Below are 16,807 nucleotides of genomic sequence, written 5' to 3'. Positions count from 1 at the left end.
GTGCAGCAAAGTCTCGGGAAAACGGAGTTTCAACAATGAATGCGCGAACGCCCCTGACGACGCTGGCTCTTGCCGGTATATGGCCACAACCCGCTTTTGCTGCCACCGCCTCGGGCACCTCGGTGCCCTACGTAGAAGCGGGAAGCGGCGAGCCGATGGTCTTTGTCCACGGGTCGTTGTGCGATTACCGCTATTGGGATCCGCAGCTTGCCGCGCTGTCAAAGCAGTTCCGCTGCTTCGCGCCGAGCCTGGGCCACTATTGGCCGGAAACCCACGCATTCGGGCACGGCGATTTCAGCTGGGAAGCGCACGTCGTTGAGATGGCAGAGTTCATCGAGGCGCTCGGGCTGGGCCCGGTGCACCTGGTTGGCCATTCGCGCGGCGGTTGCGTTGCGTTTCATCTGGCGCGGCAGTACCCGCACCTGGTAAAGACGCTCACGCTGGCCGATCCGGGCGGGCCGTTGCAGGCAACGCCGCAAGCAGCGACCGGCGCCTTGCCGCCCGCGGTCCAGGCATTGAGAGCGCAAGCTGCCGACCTGATCGGACAGGGTGAATTTGACGCCGGCCTGAACCTGTTTGTGGACTCGGTCACCATGCCCGGCTTCTGGAGCATGAGCACGCAGAGCTTTCGCAGGATGGCGCTGGACAACGCGCTTACGCTGCCCAAGCAGCTGCGTGATCCACTACCCGCCTATACGCCTGAGGCGGCCAGCGAAATGCAGTGCCGTACGTTGCTGATCGACGGGCAAAAGAGCCCGCGCATGTTCCGAAACACCGTCGACAAACTCCATGCGTGGATTCCGCAGGCTGAACGTCAAACCATCGCCGGCGCCTCGCATGGCATGAACATCGCCAACCCGGGCGCGTTCAACCGGGCGCTTAGTCAATTGGCTGCCTGGTCGCCCCATACGTAGCCATCAGCAGTCCGAAGCACACGCCGACGACGTCCACGCAGGCCCCTTTGTGTGCAACCAATATGATCAGCAGCAAGCCAATCTGCTAACTCGTAGCCAGATCGATGCGTACGCCGGCAGTGAAAAGACCGTAGCGGACGCTTGATGCGTCATCAGACCGTCAGCATTGAGGGGGCAGACGGCTACGCCCGCGCTATCGCGCCGGTGTGATGCCGCCTGCGGCGTCGAGAAAGCCGCGCTCGGATCGGGGTCTTCAAAAGATCGCAAAGAAAACGCTTGTAATGCGAATCATTCGCATTTATAGTGTGTCCATCGACGGCGCTGCAGCCGATGGATCCGCCCCTTAGGGCATATCCCTCAGAGCGGCGCATCGAACCGAATTTCGCTGCGTGCGCTCGCTATTCCATGGGCAGCGCCCGGCACTCGATCTTTTGTGGGGACCGCTCTGACACACAGAGCGTTTGGCAGTAGCAAGCCGCCCGACAGTCGGGAAAGCACTCAGACCCCGCTTTCCCGACTGCGACTTTTCCGGGCTGCCAGCCATGCCGTTTTTTTTTTGGGGAACTTGTCGCCCCGGCCTGCATGCTTGCGGCCTTGTCGTTTCCGGTTCTCTCCCGCTGCAATACCCCGCCTGCCGTACCCAAATCTCGCCCAACAAACGCCATGCCAAACTCGACCGACCTGCACCGGGCGGGGCTCAAAGCCACGTCGCCGCGCGTCAAGATTCTGGAAATCCTCACCGCCGGTACGGAACACGGCCGCCACCTGAGCGCAGAAGATGTGTATCGCCAGTTGCTCACGTCGGAACTCGACATCGGCATCTCAACGGTCTACCGCGTGCTCAATCAGTTGGTCGATGCCGGCGTGCTGTTGCGCCATACGTTCGAGGCCGGCCATGCGGTGTATGAGCTAGACGAGGGCGCACACCACGATCACCTGATCTGCTTGTCGTGCGGCCGCGTGGAAGAGTTTCACGACGACGCCATCGAGTCGCGGCAGGAGCGTGTGGCCAACGAGCGCGGCTTTGTGCTGCGCGATCACGCGCTGGCGCTCTACGGCGTATGCCCCGCGTGTCAGGCTGGTGCGGGGGTGTCCGGCGCGATTGGGTTGAACGCGTGATGTGATCCGGTAACTTGCTGAAACAGTATCGGCGGAATCATGGCGAAACTCACTGCGCGCTCGGTGTTCCAACTCCCTGTTATTCAGGAGATGCCGATGCAACGCCGTCTGAAGTCCGAACATGAACTCAAGATCTTGCTGGCCCGCTGCGTCCAGCAACATCCGGAATGCGCACAGTGCGAACTGCGCGCCATGTGCATTCACCGCCCCGATCACACCGGCTGCAATTGGAGCGCCGAGTTTGATTTTCCGGTCGAAGACGATGCCGCTGCCATTCGCGGTCTGTCCGTCGCCAAGCGCCTACTGACGCGCGCTCGCACGCAGTACAACGTGGTGCCGGCCCAGTAACCTGCGCCGCTTATCCCTTCGCCTGGCGAGAGATCCGTTCCAGCAGCGCGCGTGCGCTTTCACCGTGCCCCTGTTGTGCCAGCAGGCGCGCATTCAGCACGAGGTTTTCGAGGACCAGCTTGGCGATGCTCGCCGTGAGCGACACGATCACCTCATCCTGGCTGAAATGGGCATTTTCCATTTGCGTCAGCTGGCGCGACACCAGCTTGCAGACCAGGTCGCGCAACATCTGCTCGTCAAAGGGCAGGTTGGCGAAATCCACCGGGTCTTCCTTCTCGACTTCCGCAATCAACTGGACCAGCAATTCTTCGGTCATGACGCGTCCCCCGTTCAGGTTTGAACCAGTCTACGCCTGCGCTGGACAAAAACAAAACGGGCCCGCGTTAAGCGAGCCCGTCGGTGTTGTGACGTTGCGTCGGCCGTTATTTGCGCCGCACGAAGTGGATCGGCTGTTCAACCGCCGCGGATGATGACGATTCGCCCGATGCGCAACCGCTGCAACCGCTGCCGCATGCGCTGCCCGAAAGCGGATCGGAGTGGCACGAAGGCGACTCACCCGGCGTGAGCAACCGCTGCCCGAAGGCGCGCATCCAGCCCGGCCGCGACGGTCGATCACACCAGCCCGCCACGCGTGCGGCCGTGCGGGCACGCATTGCCGGCGCATAGCGGCCGGTCAGCGACAAGGCGCTCAGCGCCACGACTGTGGCGACAACGCCGGTTTCGACAACGTGGTACACGCTCATGTCAGCACCCGTGCGATCTGGTAGGTGGCGAACGCGGCCAAGTAGGCCAGCGCGAAGAGGTAACCGGCGGTGCCCGCCATGACCTTCCACGAGTTGGTCTCGCGGCGGATGGTGGCCAGCGTCGAGATGCACTGGGGCGCGTAGACGTACCACGCCAGGAAGGCCAGGGCCGTGGCCAGCGACCATTGCTGGGAGATGATTGGCGCCAGCTGCGCAGCCGCGTCTTCATGCGTGGCCGACAGCGAGTACACCGTCGCCAACGCGCCCACGGCCACTTCACGTGCAGCCATGCCGGGAATCAGCGCAATACACATCTGCCACGTGAAGCCGATCGGCGCGAACACGACTTCGAGCGCGCGGCCGATCATCCCCGCAAAGCTGTAATCGATGGCCGGCAGCGTGGCGTTGGCCGGCGGCGAGGGGAACGTCGAGAGGAACCACAGCACCACCATCATCTTCAGGATGACCGTGCCGATGCGGCGCAAGAAAATGCGTGCACGTTCGATCAGGCCGACGATCAGGTTGCGCGCGCTGGGCAGGCGATACGACGGCAGTTCGAGAATGAGGGGGTGCTCATTGCGATCGCGCTTCAGATACTTGAGCACGTACGCCACGACCAGCGCCGACACGATGCCCGCCATGTACAGCCCGAACAGCACCAGTCCCTGCAGATTGAACAGGCCCCACACCTGCCGTACCGGGATGAATGCGCCGATCAGCAGCGCATACACCGGCAGCCGTGCCGAGCATGTCATCAGCGGTGCGACAAGAATCGTCACGAGCCGGTCGCGCGGGTCCTGAATGGTGCGCGTGGCCATCACGCCGGGGATTGCGCACGCAAAGCTCGACAGCAGCGGAATGAAGGAGCGTCCGGAGAGCCCGGCGCCCGCCATCAACCGGTCGAGCAGGAAGGCTGCGCGTGGCAGATAGCCTGACTCTTCCAGCGAGAGGATGAAGAGGAACAGGATCAGGATCTGGGGCAGGAACACCAGCACGCTGCCCGTGCCGGCAATGATGCCGTTCACCAACAGGCTTTTGAGCATGCCGTCAGGCATGACATTGCCGACCCACACGCCCACGGCCTCCACAGCGGCCTGGATGCCGTCCATGAGCGGCTGCGCCCACGAGAACACTGCCTGGAACATCAGGAACATCAGCACGGCCAGCAGCATCAGGCCCAGTACCGGGTGCAGCACGATGCGGTCGAGCCGGTCGTCCAGCTCGGCCGTGCTGCGCGGCATGGTCACGGCGGAATCGAGCAGGCGCTTCACCTCGACGTGCGGATCGGCGTCGGCCGGCAGCCCAACCGGCACAGCCGGGAGTTGTTCGTGATCGATATGCGCCACGAGCTCGGCTGCGCCGTTGCGCTTGATGGCCACGGTTTGCACCACCGGCACGCCCAGGGCGGTTTCCAGCTTGGCACGGTCGATGCGGATGCCGCGCCGCTCGGCCGCATCCACCATGTTCAGCGCCAGTACCATCGGCAGGCCCAGGCGTTGCAGCTCCAGCACGAAGCGCAGGTGCAGCCGCAGGTTTGTGGCGTCGACCACGCAGATCAGCAAATCGGGGCGTGACTCACCGCGGAACGTGCCAAGGCAGATATCGCGTGTAATGGCTTCGTCGGGGCTGGTGGCGATCAGGCTGTAGGCGCCCGGCAGATCCAGAATCTGCACATGCCGGCCCGACGGCGAGGTAAAGCGGCCTTCCTTGCGCTCGACCGTCACGCCCGCATAGTTGGCGACCTTCTGGCGGCTGCCCGTCAGCAGGTTGAACAGCGCGGTCTTGCCGCAGTTGGGATTGCCGACCAGGGCAACGCGCAATGCGGGTGTGGAAGCGGAGGAGGAGGAAGCGTGCATCTGCATGAAGCCGGATAAGCGGAGCCGGAAGGCGGCGGCAATGGGAGGCTGGCTATGCCGCCTCGCGCACCTTGGCGGGCGGGGCCGTCTCGGGAGCGGCGATGACGGCGGCGGGTTGCGTTGCCGATTGGGCGCGCACGCGCACGCGGGCAGCCTCCTGGCGACGCAGTGCAAAGCGGGTGAAGCCCACCTGCACGACCAGCGGATCGCCGCCGAACGGGCCGACGGCCACCACGCGCACCTCTTCGCCCGTCACGAACCCGAGTTCGCGCAGGCGTTGGCTGATGGGATCGGCGGGTTCACGGTCTTCAACGTGATCCACCACCGCCGTCGCCCGGCGGGAAAGCTCGGAAAGCCGCATCGTGCGTGATCGTTAACGTAGCGTGGTACAAGCAGGGAGGCTAAATGCGAATCGTTTTCATTATAACGCAACATCCCGTGTGACGGGCTGCGGCACCGGGTCGCTGGGATGGATATTTCGGAGGACGGGTGGTTACGGAGTCAGGCGTTGTGCAGAAGGCACACGCGAAAGGCGCAGGGTGGCCAAACCCGCTGCCCATGCAGGGTTTTTCCCAAATTACCCTATCCTGGGTATTGGCCTGAACGGGGAGCATTGCCTATCCTTCAACTGCGCTGAACTTCCCCGTTCAAAGCGTATTCTTGAAGCCACCGGATACCGCTATCCGGTGGCTTTTTCTATGGGCGCTTGCCGCGCACAGACTCCCGCGCCAGACGCTGCCGGCAACGTGACCCCGAGCTCGCCTTGCTGTTGAGCAGCATGGCGGCAACGGTGGTTGGGGCACCGCTTTGCCAACACCGCTACCACCTCTCACGCCGCCTGCCATGCCGATTTGCGGCACGGTCACGTACAGGCTATCCACAAGTTGCGTGCGATAGGAATTGCAAGCAAAATGCTTGCGCACTGCGTCAGCCGTCCGCCGGCACGATGCCGCAACTGCATCGTGCGCCGGGGGGGATGGTCCTTGAGCCGCGCATCGTGCAACCGCAGAGTGCATTCGCTCTCCATATAGGCTCTACCGGTCATTCAAGTGCCGAAGCACGCTTTCTTTCCCACCACGCTGCGCGGCCGCTTGCTTGCCCTGGCCGCGGTGGCCGCCTTGCCGGCCATCTTCGTGGCGATTGCCGGTGTGGCGCTTTACCGTGACCGGCTCAACGATCACCTTGCTCAGCACCTGACCCACGAAACCGAGGCCGCCGCTGCACGTGTCGGCATGGTGCTTTCCAACGCCAACGCGCTGCTTTCCGTCCTGCTTGCCGATGATTCGGCCCTGCGGATGGACGAACAGGAATGCAGCCGCTTCGTCAGCCGCGTCGCGCACAACCAGAACGACCTGGCTGGGCTGGGCCTTATCGATGCGCATAGCAAGGTGGTATGCGCGCCCGATATGGCACGACTTGGCGTCACGGTGTCGGATCGGCCGTACGTTCGTGAAGTGTTGAAGAGCGGCAAGCCCGTGCTGTCGTCGTTCTCGACGGGCCGGGTCTCTCGTGAGCCCGTTCTCATTTCCGGGCGGCCCATGGTCGGTGTCGACGGTGCCATTCGCGGCGTCGCCTATGCCTCTGTGCGGCAGAGTGCGTTGATTGCGGCAGCCATGGAGGGCGTGTCGGAAGCACCGGTCTATCTTGTGGACCAGGCGGGCAATGTGTTGTCGACCCACGGCACTTTGACCGCCGAGCAAGTGCCGGCCATCGTGCGCGGGCCGCTGCTGGCAAAGGCGGACCAGCAGCCTGGCGAACCCCTGCTGGTGGACGACACAGACGGCGTGCGCCGCGCCTACGCCGCCATGGTGGTGCCGCATGCGGCCGGCGGGCATTTGCGCATCGTGCGCGGTGTGGATGCCACCGATATCGTTCGCCAGCAGCGCAACGTGACGCTGGCCGGCGGCGGCGCCATCCTGCTGATGGTCGTGATGCTGCTGGCGCTGATCCAGATGGCGCTGCGGCGGATGGTGATGCCGCGCATCGATGCGCTCGTGGATGCGGCGCGCCGCTACGCAACGGGTGATTTTTCTGCCCGCGTGCCCGAGCACGGTACCTCACGCGATGAGCTCTCGCTGCTGGAGCGCACCTTCAACGAAATGCGTGCCGCAATTCAGCGCCACGACGCCACCGTCCACCGCCTGACCGAGCGCTTTCAGCGCGTGGCGCGTGCCACCAACGACTGGATCTTCGACTGGGATATCGCCACCGGCGAGTCCTGGGCCAACGCCAGCCTGCATCGGCTGCTAGGCAGCGATGCGCTGCTGAGCCCTGGCGACGACGACGGCGCAGGCGGGGGCACCTCGCGTACGCTCACCTTCTACCAATTCGTACACCCAGACGACGTCGATGCCTTCGCCAAGGAGCTGCGCGCCGTACTGAATTCGGACCGCGACAGCTGGCAGCACGTCTGCCGCGTGATCGATGCCAACCGCGCCACGCGCACGGTGGAAATTCGCGCGAGCCTGTATCGAGATCAGAACGGCCGCGCCGTGCGCGTGGTCGGTGGGGTGACCGACATTTCGCAGCGCTCGGCGATTGAACAAGAGCTGCGCAGCAGCGAAGCGAACCTGCGGGTGGCCGAACAGATTGCGCTCCTGGGTAGTTGGCGTTGGGACGTGCTGCGCGACTCGACCACGTGGTCGTCAGGCATGTATGTGTTGACGGGCATGCCGCTGGGCGCGCCTCCGGCCTTTGCGCAGCAGGCGCAGTTCTTTACCGCCGACAGCTATAACCGCCTGCGTGAGGCCGCCAGCCGCGCCGTGACGGAAGGTGAACCGTACGCGCTGGACCTGGAGATGATCCGCCGCGACGGCGAACACCGCTGGGTGCTTTCGCGCGGCAATATCGAGCGTAATGACCGCGATGAGGTTGTCGCCCTGTTCGGCACCATGCAGGACATCACCGAGCGGCGCGATTCCGACGAGCAACTGCGGCTGCTGCGCCGCGTGGTCGAGTCAGTGCCGTCCGGCATTACCGTGGCCGACGCGCAGCAGCCCGACCTTCCGATCGTGTATGTGAACCCGGGCTTTGAGCGCATGACGGGCTATCGCGCAGAAGAAGTGCTGGGCCGCAATGCACGCTTCCTGCACTCGTCTGAGCCGGGGCAGCCTGCGCTCAACGAAGTGCGTGCAGCCCTGCGCGACGAAAGCGAGATCCGCGTGCTGCTGCGCAACTTCCGCAAGGACGGCCACGCGTTCCTGAACAACTTCCTGCTCTCGCCGGTGCGCGATGCCAAAGGCGCGGTCACGCATTACGTCGGCATTCAGGACGACGTGACCGAGCAAGAGATGACGCGCACGCGCCTGGCGCAGCACGCCACGATCGATCCGCTCACGGGCCTGCCCAACCGCACGCTGCTGGCCGATCGTGTGCAGCAGGCAGTGGAAATGGCCGCGCGCCAGCGCAGCCGCTTCTATGTGGCGCTCGTCAACATTGACCGCTTCAAGGTCGTCAACGACAGCCTTGGCCACCTATTGGGCGACGAGGTGCTGCGCCGTGTGGCCGAGCGCCTGCGCGATGCGGCCGATACGGTGGACACCGTGGCGCGTTTTGGCGGCGATGTGTTTGCGCTGGTGATCTCGCACGCAGGTTCGCGCGGTGTCGATTTCGGCTTCGACCTGTTTGCCGAGCCGGTGCGCGTGGAAGGGCACGAGGTGTTTGTGACCGCGAGCATTGGCGTGGCCGAATACCCGGCGCACGGTGCAGACGCCGATAGCCTTATCCGCCATGCCGAAATGGCGATGTACTACGCAAAGCAGAACGGCCGCAATCGCCTGGAATTCTTCGCGCCCGAGATGGACGTCGGCGTGTCGTACCGGCTGAACCTGGAACACCAGATTCGGGCAGCGCTGGAGCAGGGCCAGTTCCGCTTGCTGTATCAGCCCCAGATTGACACCAAGACGGGCCGCATGTACGGGCTGGAAGCGTTGATCCGCTGGGTTCATCCGACGCGCGGGTTGTTGCCGCCGGCCGCTTTCATTCCGGTGGCCGAAGAGAGCGGACTGATTGTCGAGATCGGCAATTGGGTCTTGACCGAGGCCGCGCAGCAGCACGCCGAGTGGCACAAACGCGGGCTGGCCGATGGCCTGACGCTGGCGGTGAACGTGTCGCCGTTGCAGTTCAAGCGCGGCACCGTGCTGCCGACGTTGCTCAAGCTCCAGCGTCAGTACGGCCTGGGCTCCGGCTTCCTTGAGCTAGAAGTGACCGAGTCGATGCTGATGGAGGGCACCGAGCGCACCATCGAAGACCTCACTGCCATTCGGCAGCTTGGCGTGCGCATTGCCATCGACGACTTCGGCACGGGCTATTCGAGCCTGGCCTATCTGAAGCGCTTGCCAATCGATCTCATCAAGATCGATCGCGCGTTCGTCAAGGACATCGACCGCGATTCCAACGATGCAGCCATCTGCACGACCGTCGTGGTGCTCGCGCACAACCTGGGCGTGAAGGTGTGCGCAGAAGGTGTGGAAGATGCCGCGCAGTCGGCCTTCCTGACGTCGCACCAATGCGACGTGCTGCAGGGCTATTACTTTAGCGAGCCGCTGTTGCCCGAGGCGGTAACGGCACTGCTGGAACGCGACACGCGCTTCACGCTGTAAGGCCCCGCACCCGCTGCGGCGCTACGCGCGGAACACCGCGATGGCGTGCTTCAGATCTTCCGATTGGCGCGCCAGCACCGAGGTGGCCGCCGCCGCTTCTTCCACCAGCGTGGCGTTCTGCTGCGTGACCCCATCGAGCTGCGACACCGACGCGTTGATCTGCGCAATGCCGCTGCTCTGCTCGCGCGAGCTGGCCGAGATTTCCGACATGAGCTGCGTGACGGTCTGCACCGACTGCACGATCTGCGTCATGGTGGCGCCAGCCTTGTGAACGAGGTCAACGCCATCACGCACGGACTGATCAGATGCGCGGATGATCTCCTTGCTCTGCGCGGCGGCCTGTGCGCTGCGTTGCGCGAGGCTGCGGACCTCGCCAGCGACGACTGCAAAGCCACGGCCTTCTTCGCCCGCGCGGGCGGCTTCCACAGCCGCGTTGAGCGCAAGGATATTGGTCTGGAACGCGATGCTCTCGATGGTGGCGATGATCTCGGTCACGCGCTGGCTGTCTGCGCGGATGGCGTCCATGGTGTGCACGACGCGCTGCACGACTTGGCCGCCGTCGGCCGCGATCGTGGAGGCCTCCTCGGCAAGCGCGCTGGCGGCGCGGGCGTGGTCGGCATTCTGCGCGACCATCGATGTCAGTTCCTCCATGCTCGATGCGGTTTCTTCCAGCGCGGCAGCCTGCTGCTCCGTGCGGGCAGACAGGTCGTGGTTGCCGGCCGAAATCTGCAGCGTGCTGTGCGCGACGCTGGCGGCACCGTCCTGGATGTCGCGCACGATGGACGACAGGCTCGCGCGCATGGTCGCCATGGCGCGCATGACTTCGCCCAGTTCGTCGTGGGAGCGGGCTTCAACCACGGTGGTCAGATCGCCGGCTGCCAGGCGCGTGGCCAGCATGGCGGCTTCTTCCAGCGGACGGATGAGCGTGCGTGCAAGCAGCACGCCAGACATCGTCGCCAGCCCGGCGCAACCCACGCCCGTGAGCCACAGCCAATCACGGCTGAAAACGAGCCACGCTGCGCCATGCAGATCGGCGGCTTCCAGGGCGATGTGCGCCCACAGCGTACCGACCAGAATGGCCGACGCAATCAGTGTTTGCAGACCGATCACCTTGAAACGCAGGCTGTCGAGCTGGAACAGATTCGCGGCGCGCCGCCAGCCCGTGCGCAGAATGCGGCCGGCGCGCACGGTGTACGACGTGTCGCCTTCGTTGATGGCGGTGTAGGCGCGTTGCGCGCGCGCGATCTGAGCAGGCGTGGCCATCGAACGCACGGACGTATAGCCGACCACCGAGTTGTTCTGAAACACCGGCGTCACGTTGGCCAGCACCCAATAGAAGCCGCCATCCTTGCGGCGGTTCTTGACGAAGCCGCGCCACGGCTTGCCGGCTTGCAGCGTGGCCCACAAGTCGGCGAACGCGGCTTCAGGCATGTCTGGGTGGCGCACGAGGTTGTGCGGCGCACCCACCAGTTCCTCCTGCGAATAGCCGCTGATGCGCACGAACGCCGGGTTGGCGAAGACGATGCGGCCTTTGAGATCGGTGCGGGAGATGAGGTAGTCCGTCGGGTTGAGGGCGGTTTCGGCTTGGGTGACCGGCAGATTCTTGCGCATGGTTGTGCCGCGCTTCGTGGGCGCAGATGGACGGAAGGAGGGGCGCGCGAGAGACGCGCTTTCCTCCTTTCCATCGGCACGCCCGCGACGGGCTAAAGATGATGCGGGCGTCGGCAGTTGATCTCGATCAAATCGTACGGTCCTGCCCAGATGGGCATGTCCGTTGCTATCTTGCTGGCAATGCGCCGTTCAGGCGCTGCAGATGGAGGAACAAGGTGCACAAGATCTGTGGAGACGTTGAAATCGTCCCGCGTGTGGTTCCCGCCGGCGGGCGGGGCTGGGAGGCGCGTGTCGAGGTGGTGTTCCGCGGCGCGGAAGGGCAATCGTTGTCGGGCTCGCAACCGGTGCGGCCCGGATGTACGTTTGGCTCGCCGCGCGAAGCGATGGACGCGGCGCTGCTTTACGGACAGCGCCTCCTGCGCGATTGGGTGCGGGGCGCCGCGCCAAGTGCCGAAATCGCCATTTGAGGCGACTCGAAGATCAACGCGCCTCGGCCGCCTTGCGTTCTTCGCGCGAGAGCCCTGCCGTCCAGTAGCCCTTGGCGTCGATGGCGTCGCGCGGGACGGCCCAGGCGCCTTCGAGCAGCGTACGGACCTGTTTGAGCAAGGACGCCTCGCCGGCCAGGAACACCTGGGGCGTGCCGGTCGGCATGGGCTGGGCGCTGAGTGCGCCGACCATCATGGCGCCGGCGTGCGCCGTATCGCTCTCTACCCAATGGATGCTGCGGTTGCGCGGGTGGCTTGCCAAGGCGCCCTCGAGGGGCAGTCGGGCTCGAGCGTCGCCGATGGCGATATAGGTCAGCACCTGCGCGTGCTCGGGCAATGTTTCCAGAATCGCGAAGATGGCGGGCAACGCCGTTTCATCGCCGATGAGCAGCGTCCACGGTGCAGCGGGATCGACGCGGAAGCCGCGCTTAGGGCCCGCAAATTCGACTTCATCCCCGGGGGCGGCGTGTTCGAGCCAGCGTGCTGCCGGGCCGTGCTGCGTGGCGGGGGTTTCATCGTGCACGACGAAATCGATCTCGAGTTCACCACGGGCGGCGTGATAGCGGCGGATGGTGTAAGCGCGCCCAAGCGTGCGGCCGGTGCCTGCGGCATCGTGCGGAAACATCAGCTTGATGGCTGCGCCCGGTGCGGCACCCGCTAGATCGGCGAGATCCGCAGCGGCTACGCCGGTAAACACCACGCGGCGCATGCGCGGCGACAGGGTATGGATTGCGCGCACACGCATGCGGCGTGTGGCGGGTTTGACAGAACTGAGCAGCTGCGACATGAGACCTTGTGTGCGATTGAAGGCAAACATAGATGGCTGCGAAATGGACAGGGGCTGTGACCCGGGGACCGAGGCGGTGGCCCCGGGCGATGAAACATCCCCCGGGCGGCTGGACGGATGCTGCTTGCCGCTTACCGCTCGCCGGTAATTTCTTTCAAAGCGCGTAGCAGGATGTCTGCCACGCGCTGCTGTTCTTCGCGCGAGGCGAAGCGTTTTTCCATGAGGGCGAACTTCAGGCGCCAGCGCGCGGTGCGCAGCGGGTCGTGCCCCGTGTCAGTCCACTCGGCGGCGTTGTCGGTTTCGCGGTCGAAAGCCATGGCTTCGTTCATGCGCTTCACGCGCTCGCCCATGGCGCGCAGTTGCGCGAGGATGGCGTCGGCGCTGTGCTGGCGTTCGGCCAGCCATGTTTCGCCTTCGGGCGTGATGCCGTAGCGCTTTTTGTTGCCTTCGACCGTGACGGAAGCAAAACCGTGGTCTTCCAGATACGACAGCGCCGGATAAACCATGCCGGGGCTCGGCGTGTAGAAGCCGAGCGAATGTTCTTCCACCGCCTTGATCAATTCATAGCCGTGGCGGGGCGTGCCCTTGAGCAGCGCCAGCAGCACGAGCTGCAGGTCGGCCGAACTGAGCCGGCGGCCGCGCCACGGGCTGCCGCCTTCGTCATCGCCTTCCCCGAAGCCGCCGGGGCCGCCAAAGCCGCCCATGCCACGCCCGAAACCGTGTCCGCCATGGCCATGACGACCCATCATGAAGTGTTTTTGAATCCACATTTTGTGGTGATGTCCAAACCATCCGCGCATTGCCATTCTCCTGAAGAGCATCATCAGATATATCTTAAGATACATCGCATGATAGTGGCGGCGATCCAGAAGTCAAGGACAGCGGAGGAAAAAGACGCGCGGATCAGGGGGCGGGTTTGTCGCTACCGAGTCTTGCGACGTGTACGAGCCAACGCCGCACGACTTCTTCTTCCTTGGGCGAGAACCCTTCCAGCAAGTCCTGCTCGATCCCGCCCGAGCGTTCTCGGCACGCGGCGAGCAGGGCCGACCCTTCCGGTGTGACGTCGATGTGCTGGATACGGCCGTGCACGGCGTGGGGCCGGCGCGTGATGGCGCCGCTGCGCTCCAGGTTGGTCACGATCACGCTTACCGTCTGGGGCGTCAGCATGGTCAGCCGAGCGAGGTCGGCGTTCGAGATGCCGGTGTAGGCCCGGAGCATCGTGAGCACCAGGAATTGCGGCAGCGTGACACCCACGTCGGCCATGGCGCGCTCCATGCGTAGCCGGTGAGCGGCGCTGGCTTGGCGCAACAGATAGCCAAGATAGCCTTCTTCACCGCGCTTGCCCTGGCCGGGTTCGGGGATGGAGGGCGAGTTGCGGGGCGGGTCGTTTTCCTTGCCGGCGGCAGGGGTGCGCTTGCTCATGATGTCAGAGTTCGAATATGATGTTCGAGCACTGATATTACCATTCCTCCAACCCGGACCTTCAGCAGGAGCCAGACATGGAAGATCTCTCCCCGCGCATGGATTACACGGAATTTGTCGACACCGCCGTCGGCGTGGCGCCGGCGTTGCAGGCGCTCGGCAAGGCGGTAGACGCCTCAGGGCTGGAAAAGCCGCTGACCGAGCTCGTCAAGCTGCGCGCGTCGCAAATCAACGGCTGCGCGTTCTGCGTGCAGTTCCATTTGAACTTGGCGCGCAAGCTGTGCGTGGCGCCGGCCAAGCTCGATCTGGTGGCAGTCTGGCGCGACACACCGGCGGTTTTCACGCCGCGCGAGCGGGCCGCGCTGGCCTGGACGGAGGCGCTGACCATGCTGGCTCGCGCCGCCGACCACGGCGTAGAAGATCACGAATACAACGCCGTGCTTGAGCATTTCTCCAGGACGGAAGTTGCCTTCCTCACGGCCGCCGTCGCCAACATCCAGGCGTGGAACCGTATTGCCGTTGCGATGCGCTTTGCGCCGCAGGTGCCCGCCGCCGTGGCCGCAGAGGAAGCATGACCATGGACGCCATCCGCCCCATCGAAGACGAGGCCGCGTTACGCGCGTGCTTTCCCGTCATGCATCAACTGCGGCCGCATCTTGCCGACGCCGACGAGCTGGCCGCGCGCTGGCGCCGGCAGGTGGAAGACGGCTATCGCCTCATTGCCGTCTGGCGCGAGGGCGTGCCGGTTGCGCTGGCGGGGTATCGGCAGCAGGAGAACCTCGTCTACGGGCCGTTCCTGTATGTCGACGATCTGGTGACCGATGCCAACCTGCGCAGCAGCGGCCTCGGCAATGTGCTGATGGACCACCTCAAGGCTGAAGCCGAGCGCCTGGGCTGTGCACGGCTCGTGCTCGACACGCCGCTGTCCAACGTGCTCGGCCACCGCTTCTACTATCGCAACGGGCTGCTTGCAGGCGCCTTGCGCTTTGGCATGAATACGCGACCTGAAGGTGCCCGATGACAACACTGCTGCACGTGACCGTGAGCCCCCGCGACGATCGCTCGCACAGCCGGCGTGGCGCCCGATTGGTGATTGCTCAATTGGCCGAAGCCGTCGGTGGCCTGCGCATCATCGAGCGCGACCTGGCCGCGACGCCGTTGCCGCACCCCGATGCCGGCTTTGTCGAGGCCAGCCTCATGCCCGATGCCGACCGCACCGCGGCGCACCGCGCGCAGCTTGCGCTGTCGGAAACGCTGATCGGCGAACTGGAAGCAGCGGATGCGGTGCTGATCTCCACGCCGGTGCACAACTACACGGTGCCTTCGGCGTTGAAGGCGTGGATCGACTTGGTGGTGCGGCCCGAACGCACGTTCCGGCGCACGCCGACGGGCAAGGTGGGCATGCTGACCGATCGCTCGGTGCTGGTGGTGTCTGCTTCCGGCGGCAATTTCGATGGCGCCCACGCGCAGACCGATTTTCTGATGCCGTATCTGCGTTATGTGTTTGCCACGGTCGGCATCCATCAGGTGGAGGGCATCCGCTTGCAGAACACGGCACGCGGGGCCGATTCCGCCGTGCGGGCCTTGGAGAGCTTTCGACAGGAACTGGCTGCGCGGATGCTGCTCATGCCGTTGGTGGCTTGAGGGTTGTCGTGCAAAACAAAATGCGTGGCTGGCCTGTAGCGCCCGGGCTGCCACTTGCCATCACGCATGTCAGTGCACCGCACCGCCGGTCACCTTGAGATCTGCCTGCGTGGCCAGCGCCGTACGCACCGCCAGACGTATCCCTTTGATCTGGGTATCGATCGACAGGCTTGGCCGGCCCGCATGCCGCGCCGCCAACTCGGGCGTCGTCGGCACGTGGATGAAGCCGCCACGCATGTGTGGTGCGCGCGTGGCAAGGTGGTGCATCAAACCGTAGAACAGGTGGTTGCAGTTATATGTGCCTGCACTCTGCGACACGCCCGCCGGCACGCCGGCCTCGCGCAGCGTTTGCACGATCGCTTTGATCGGTAGCGTGGAGAAATACGCCGCCGGCCCATCGGCCACCACGGGCGTATCAACGGGCTGGTTTCCCGCGTTGTCAGGAATGCGCGCGTCGATCACGTTGATGGCCACGCGCTCTATCGAAATCTCGGTTCGGCCCGAGGCCAGCCCGAGCGCGAGTACCAGGGTGGGCGATGTCTCCTCGATCGCTTCCACCAGCCTCTCGTTGGCAACACCAAACACACACGGCAACTGCCGCGCCACGATGACTGCGCCATCCACCTGCGTGCCGTCGAGCGCCTGCGCGATGTCCCACGATGGGTTGGTCGGGTCGGATTCAAATGGCTCGATGCCGGTGACGAGAACGGTGACCATACGGGTTCCTCCTCGGTTATATACGTAGTGATGCAACTATTTGCCAATCAAAAAAGCGGCACATGCCGCCCCCGATTGCTTTACGTGTTCAGTGCACTGCGGACCTCACGGATGGCCTGCACTGTATCGTCGAACGCCCCGGCGCCGACATGCTCGCGCACGCGCCGTGCCACCTTGGCGCTCGCGGCCTGCAACGCGGTTTCCAGTTTGCGCGCGGCATCCGTGGGGAAGAGGTTCCACTCGCGGCCATCCTCTGCGGAGGGTTGGCGCTCTACCAGACCTTTGGCGATCAAGCCGTCGACAAGACGTGTGGCGGTGGGCCGCGCAATGCCCAGCACTTCGGCCAATTCGCGGTTGAGCACCCCGGGCTGTTTAAGTACCACGCGCAGCACAAAGCCTTGCGGCGGCGTCAGGCTGAACGGCGCATACGCGGCAGTCCATTCGCGCTCGACAGAGCGCGCCAGTGCGGTGGTGTTGAAGTAGAGGCAATGATCGAACATGTGCGGCAGTCTAGCGACTGATCATTAGCTATGCAACGAAATTTTCCGTCCGTCTATCTG

18 protein-coding genes are annotated in these 16,807 nt (G+C 64.5%); 8 read left to right on the top strand and 10 right to left on the bottom strand.

Annotation, left to right across the window (positions count from 1 at the left end):
• The first annotated feature begins 35 nt into the window (after nucleotides 1-35).
• From ACCD03_RS12290 to ACCD03_RS12280, 3 genes are all read left to right on the top strand, one after another.
• A complete protein-coding gene (locus ACCD03_RS12290) occupies nucleotides 36-914 on the top strand; it encodes an alpha/beta fold hydrolase (protein ID WP_413411771.1) in 879 nt (292 codons plus the stop codon).
• Between the two features lie 663 nt (nucleotides 915-1,577).
• The gene (fur, locus tag ACCD03_RS12285) at nucleotides 1,578-2,033 is read left to right on the top strand and encodes a ferric iron uptake transcriptional regulator (protein ID WP_045205401.1); all 456 of its coding nucleotides are present in this window, start codon (nucleotides 1,578-1,580) and stop codon (nucleotides 2,031-2,033) included.
• A 96-nt stretch (nucleotides 2,034-2,129) separates the two neighbouring features.
• Complete coding sequence (locus ACCD03_RS12280; RefSeq protein ID WP_325650594.1) at nucleotides 2,130-2,381, top strand: hypothetical protein; 252 nt, start codon at nucleotides 2,130-2,132, stop codon at nucleotides 2,379-2,381.
• Between the two features lie 10 nt (nucleotides 2,382-2,391).
• On the opposite strand, the gene ACCD03_RS12275 is transcribed toward ACCD03_RS12280, so the two are convergent.
• The 4 genes from ACCD03_RS12275 to ACCD03_RS12260 all read right to left on the bottom strand — a co-directional run bounded on the left by ACCD03_RS12275 (nucleotide 2,392) and on the right by ACCD03_RS12260 (nucleotide 5,341).
• Nucleotides 2,392-2,697, bottom strand: a complete 306-nt coding sequence (locus tag ACCD03_RS12275; protein ID WP_004627974.1) for a hypothetical protein — start codon at nucleotides 2,695-2,697, stop codon at nucleotides 2,392-2,394.
• Between the two features lie 106 nt (nucleotides 2,698-2,803).
• On the bottom strand, nucleotides 2,804-3,124 hold the full coding sequence (locus ACCD03_RS12270; protein WP_316881483.1) for a DUF6587 family protein: 321 nt from the start codon (nucleotides 3,122-3,124) through the stop codon (nucleotides 2,804-2,806).
• Nucleotides 3,121-4,986, bottom strand: coding sequence for a ferrous iron transport protein B (feoB, locus tag ACCD03_RS12265; protein ID WP_045205398.1), 1,866 nt, complete (start codon nucleotides 4,984-4,986; stop codon nucleotides 3,121-3,123). The genes ACCD03_RS12270 and feoB overlap by 4 nt, the downstream gene beginning before the upstream one ends.
• Nucleotides 4,987-5,032: 46 nt before the next feature.
• Complete coding sequence (locus ACCD03_RS12260; protein WP_045205397.1) at nucleotides 5,033-5,341, bottom strand: FeoA family protein; 309 nt, start codon at nucleotides 5,339-5,341, stop codon at nucleotides 5,033-5,035.
• A gap of 688 nt (nucleotides 5,342-6,029) precedes the next feature.
• Between ACCD03_RS12260 and ACCD03_RS12255 the strand changes: the two genes are divergently transcribed.
• Nucleotides 6,030-9,581 carry an EAL domain-containing protein gene (locus ACCD03_RS12255; RefSeq protein WP_325650587.1) on the top strand — a complete coding sequence of 1,184 codons (3,552 nt, stop codon included), beginning with the start codon at nucleotides 6,030-6,032 and terminating at the stop codon, nucleotides 9,579-9,581.
• Between the two features lie 21 nt (nucleotides 9,582-9,602).
• On the opposite strand, the gene ACCD03_RS12250 is transcribed toward ACCD03_RS12255, so the two are convergent.
• A complete protein-coding gene (locus ACCD03_RS12250) occupies nucleotides 9,603-11,192 on the bottom strand; it encodes a methyl-accepting chemotaxis protein (protein WP_325650585.1) in 1,590 nt (529 codons plus the stop codon).
• 215 nt (nucleotides 11,193-11,407) lie between these two features.
• On the opposite strand from ACCD03_RS12250, the gene ACCD03_RS12245 reads away from it, so the two are divergent.
• A complete protein-coding gene (locus tag ACCD03_RS12245) occupies nucleotides 11,408-11,659 on the top strand; it encodes a hypothetical protein (protein ID WP_045205394.1) in 252 nt (83 codons plus the stop codon).
• A gap of 13 nt (nucleotides 11,660-11,672) precedes the next feature.
• Here the strand turns inward: ACCD03_RS12245 and ACCD03_RS12240 are convergent, their stop codons facing one another.
• From ACCD03_RS12240 to ACCD03_RS12230, 3 genes are all read right to left on the bottom strand, one after another.
• On the bottom strand, nucleotides 11,673-12,494 hold the full coding sequence (locus ACCD03_RS12240; RefSeq protein WP_325650584.1) for a siderophore-interacting protein: 822 nt from the start codon (nucleotides 12,492-12,494) through the stop codon (nucleotides 11,673-11,675).
• A 101-nt stretch (nucleotides 12,495-12,595) separates the two neighbouring features.
• The gene (locus tag ACCD03_RS12235; RefSeq protein WP_253535319.1) at nucleotides 12,596-13,264 is read right to left on the bottom strand and encodes a PadR family transcriptional regulator; all 669 of its coding nucleotides are present in this window, start codon (nucleotides 13,262-13,264) and stop codon (nucleotides 12,596-12,598) included.
• 103 nt (nucleotides 13,265-13,367) lie between these two features.
• A complete protein-coding gene (locus tag ACCD03_RS12230; protein ID WP_325650581.1) occupies nucleotides 13,368-13,886 on the bottom strand; it encodes a MarR family winged helix-turn-helix transcriptional regulator in 519 nt (172 codons plus the stop codon).
• A gap of 77 nt (nucleotides 13,887-13,963) precedes the next feature.
• Here ACCD03_RS12230 and ACCD03_RS12225 point away from each other — a divergent pair, with 77 nt between their 5' ends.
• The 3 genes from ACCD03_RS12225 to ACCD03_RS12215 are packed head-to-tail and all read left to right on the top strand — an operon-like array spanning nucleotide 13,964 to nucleotide 15,530.
• On the top strand, nucleotides 13,964-14,461 hold the full coding sequence (locus ACCD03_RS12225) for a carboxymuconolactone decarboxylase family protein (RefSeq protein ID WP_413411765.1): 498 nt from the start codon (nucleotides 13,964-13,966) through the stop codon (nucleotides 14,459-14,461).
• Nucleotides 14,458-14,907 carry a GNAT family N-acetyltransferase gene (locus tag ACCD03_RS12220; RefSeq protein WP_413411763.1) on the top strand — a complete coding sequence of 150 codons (450 nt, stop codon included), beginning with the start codon at nucleotides 14,458-14,460 and terminating at the stop codon, nucleotides 14,905-14,907. Before ACCD03_RS12225 ends, ACCD03_RS12220 begins: the two co-directional genes overlap by 4 nt.
• A complete protein-coding gene (locus ACCD03_RS12215) occupies nucleotides 14,904-15,530 on the top strand; it encodes an FMN-dependent NADH-azoreductase (protein ID WP_413411761.1) in 627 nt (208 codons plus the stop codon). The genes ACCD03_RS12220 and ACCD03_RS12215 overlap by 4 nt, the downstream gene beginning before the upstream one ends.
• A gap of 69 nt (nucleotides 15,531-15,599) precedes the next feature.
• Here the strand turns inward: ACCD03_RS12215 and pcp are convergent, their stop codons facing one another.
• Together pcp and ACCD03_RS12205 are read right to left on the bottom strand one after the other, a co-directional pair.
• Nucleotides 15,600-16,247 carry a pyroglutamyl-peptidase I gene (gene pcp / locus ACCD03_RS12210; RefSeq protein ID WP_413411759.1) on the bottom strand — a complete coding sequence of 216 codons (648 nt, stop codon included), beginning with the start codon at nucleotides 16,245-16,247 and terminating at the stop codon, nucleotides 15,600-15,602.
• A gap of 80 nt (nucleotides 16,248-16,327) precedes the next feature.
• Nucleotides 16,328-16,747: a MarR family winged helix-turn-helix transcriptional regulator gene (locus ACCD03_RS12205; protein WP_045205386.1), complete on the bottom strand. Its 420-nt coding sequence runs from the start codon at nucleotides 16,745-16,747 to the stop codon at nucleotides 16,328-16,330.
• Nucleotides 16,748-16,807: the final 60 nt, after the last annotated feature.

Origin of the sequence: Ralstonia sp. Ralssp135, assembly GCF_047304345.1 — a bacterium.
Lineage (GTDB): Bacteria > Pseudomonadota > Gammaproteobacteria > Burkholderiales > Burkholderiaceae > Ralstonia > Ralstonia chuxiongensis.
This window is presented reverse-complemented; position numbering and strand designations above follow the sequence as displayed.

What these genes read in the sequence shown, in the direction of transcription:
- ACCD03_RS12290 (WP_413411771.1), top strand. Translation starts at nt 36, where the DNA reads ATGAATGCGCGAACGCCCCTGACGACGCTGGCTCTTGCCGGTATATGG.
- fur (WP_045205401.1), top strand. Translation starts at nt 1,578, where the DNA reads ATGCCAAACTCGACCGACCTGCACCGGGCGGGGCTCAAAGCCACGTCG.
- ACCD03_RS12280 (WP_325650594.1), top strand. Translation starts at nt 2,130, where the DNA reads ATGCAACGCCGTCTGAAGTCCGAACATGAACTCAAGATCTTGCTGGCC.
- ACCD03_RS12275 (WP_004627974.1), bottom strand. Translation starts at nt 2,697, where the DNA reads ATGACCGAAGAATTGCTGGTCCAGTTGATTGCGGAAGTCGAGAAGGAA.
- ACCD03_RS12270 (WP_316881483.1), bottom strand. Translation starts at nt 3,124, where the DNA reads ATGAGCGTGTACCACGTTGTCGAAACCGGCGTTGTCGCCACAGTCGTG.
- feoB (WP_045205398.1), bottom strand. Translation starts at nt 4,986, where the DNA reads ATGCAGATGCACGCTTCCTCCTCCTCCGCTTCCACACCCGCATTGCGC.
- ACCD03_RS12260 (WP_045205397.1), bottom strand. Translation starts at nt 5,341, where the DNA reads ATGCGGCTTTCCGAGCTTTCCCGCCGGGCGACGGCGGTGGTGGATCAC.
- ACCD03_RS12250 (WP_325650585.1), bottom strand. Translation starts at nt 11,192, where the DNA reads ATGCGCAAGAATCTGCCGGTCACCCAAGCCGAAACCGCCCTCAACCCG.
- ACCD03_RS12240 (WP_325650584.1), bottom strand. Translation starts at nt 12,494, where the DNA reads ATGTTTGCCTTCAATCGCACACAAGGTCTCATGTCGCAGCTGCTCAGT.
- ACCD03_RS12235 (WP_253535319.1), bottom strand. Translation starts at nt 13,264, where the DNA reads ATGCGCGGATGGTTTGGACATCACCACAAAATGTGGATTCAAAAACAC.
- ACCD03_RS12230 (WP_325650581.1), bottom strand. Translation starts at nt 13,886, where the DNA reads ATGAGCAAGCGCACCCCTGCCGCCGGCAAGGAAAACGACCCGCCCCGC.
- ACCD03_RS12225 (WP_413411765.1), top strand. Translation starts at nt 13,964, where the DNA reads ATGGAAGATCTCTCCCCGCGCATGGATTACACGGAATTTGTCGACACC.
- ACCD03_RS12220 (WP_413411763.1), top strand. Translation starts at nt 14,458, where the DNA reads ATGACCATGGACGCCATCCGCCCCATCGAAGACGAGGCCGCGTTACGC.
- ACCD03_RS12215 (WP_413411761.1), top strand. Translation starts at nt 14,904, where the DNA reads ATGACAACACTGCTGCACGTGACCGTGAGCCCCCGCGACGATCGCTCG.
- pcp (WP_413411759.1), bottom strand. Translation starts at nt 16,247, where the DNA reads ATGGTCACCGTTCTCGTCACCGGCATCGAGCCATTTGAATCCGACCCG.
- ACCD03_RS12205 (WP_045205386.1), bottom strand. Translation starts at nt 16,747, where the DNA reads ATGTTCGATCATTGCCTCTACTTCAACACCACCGCACTGGCGCGCTCT.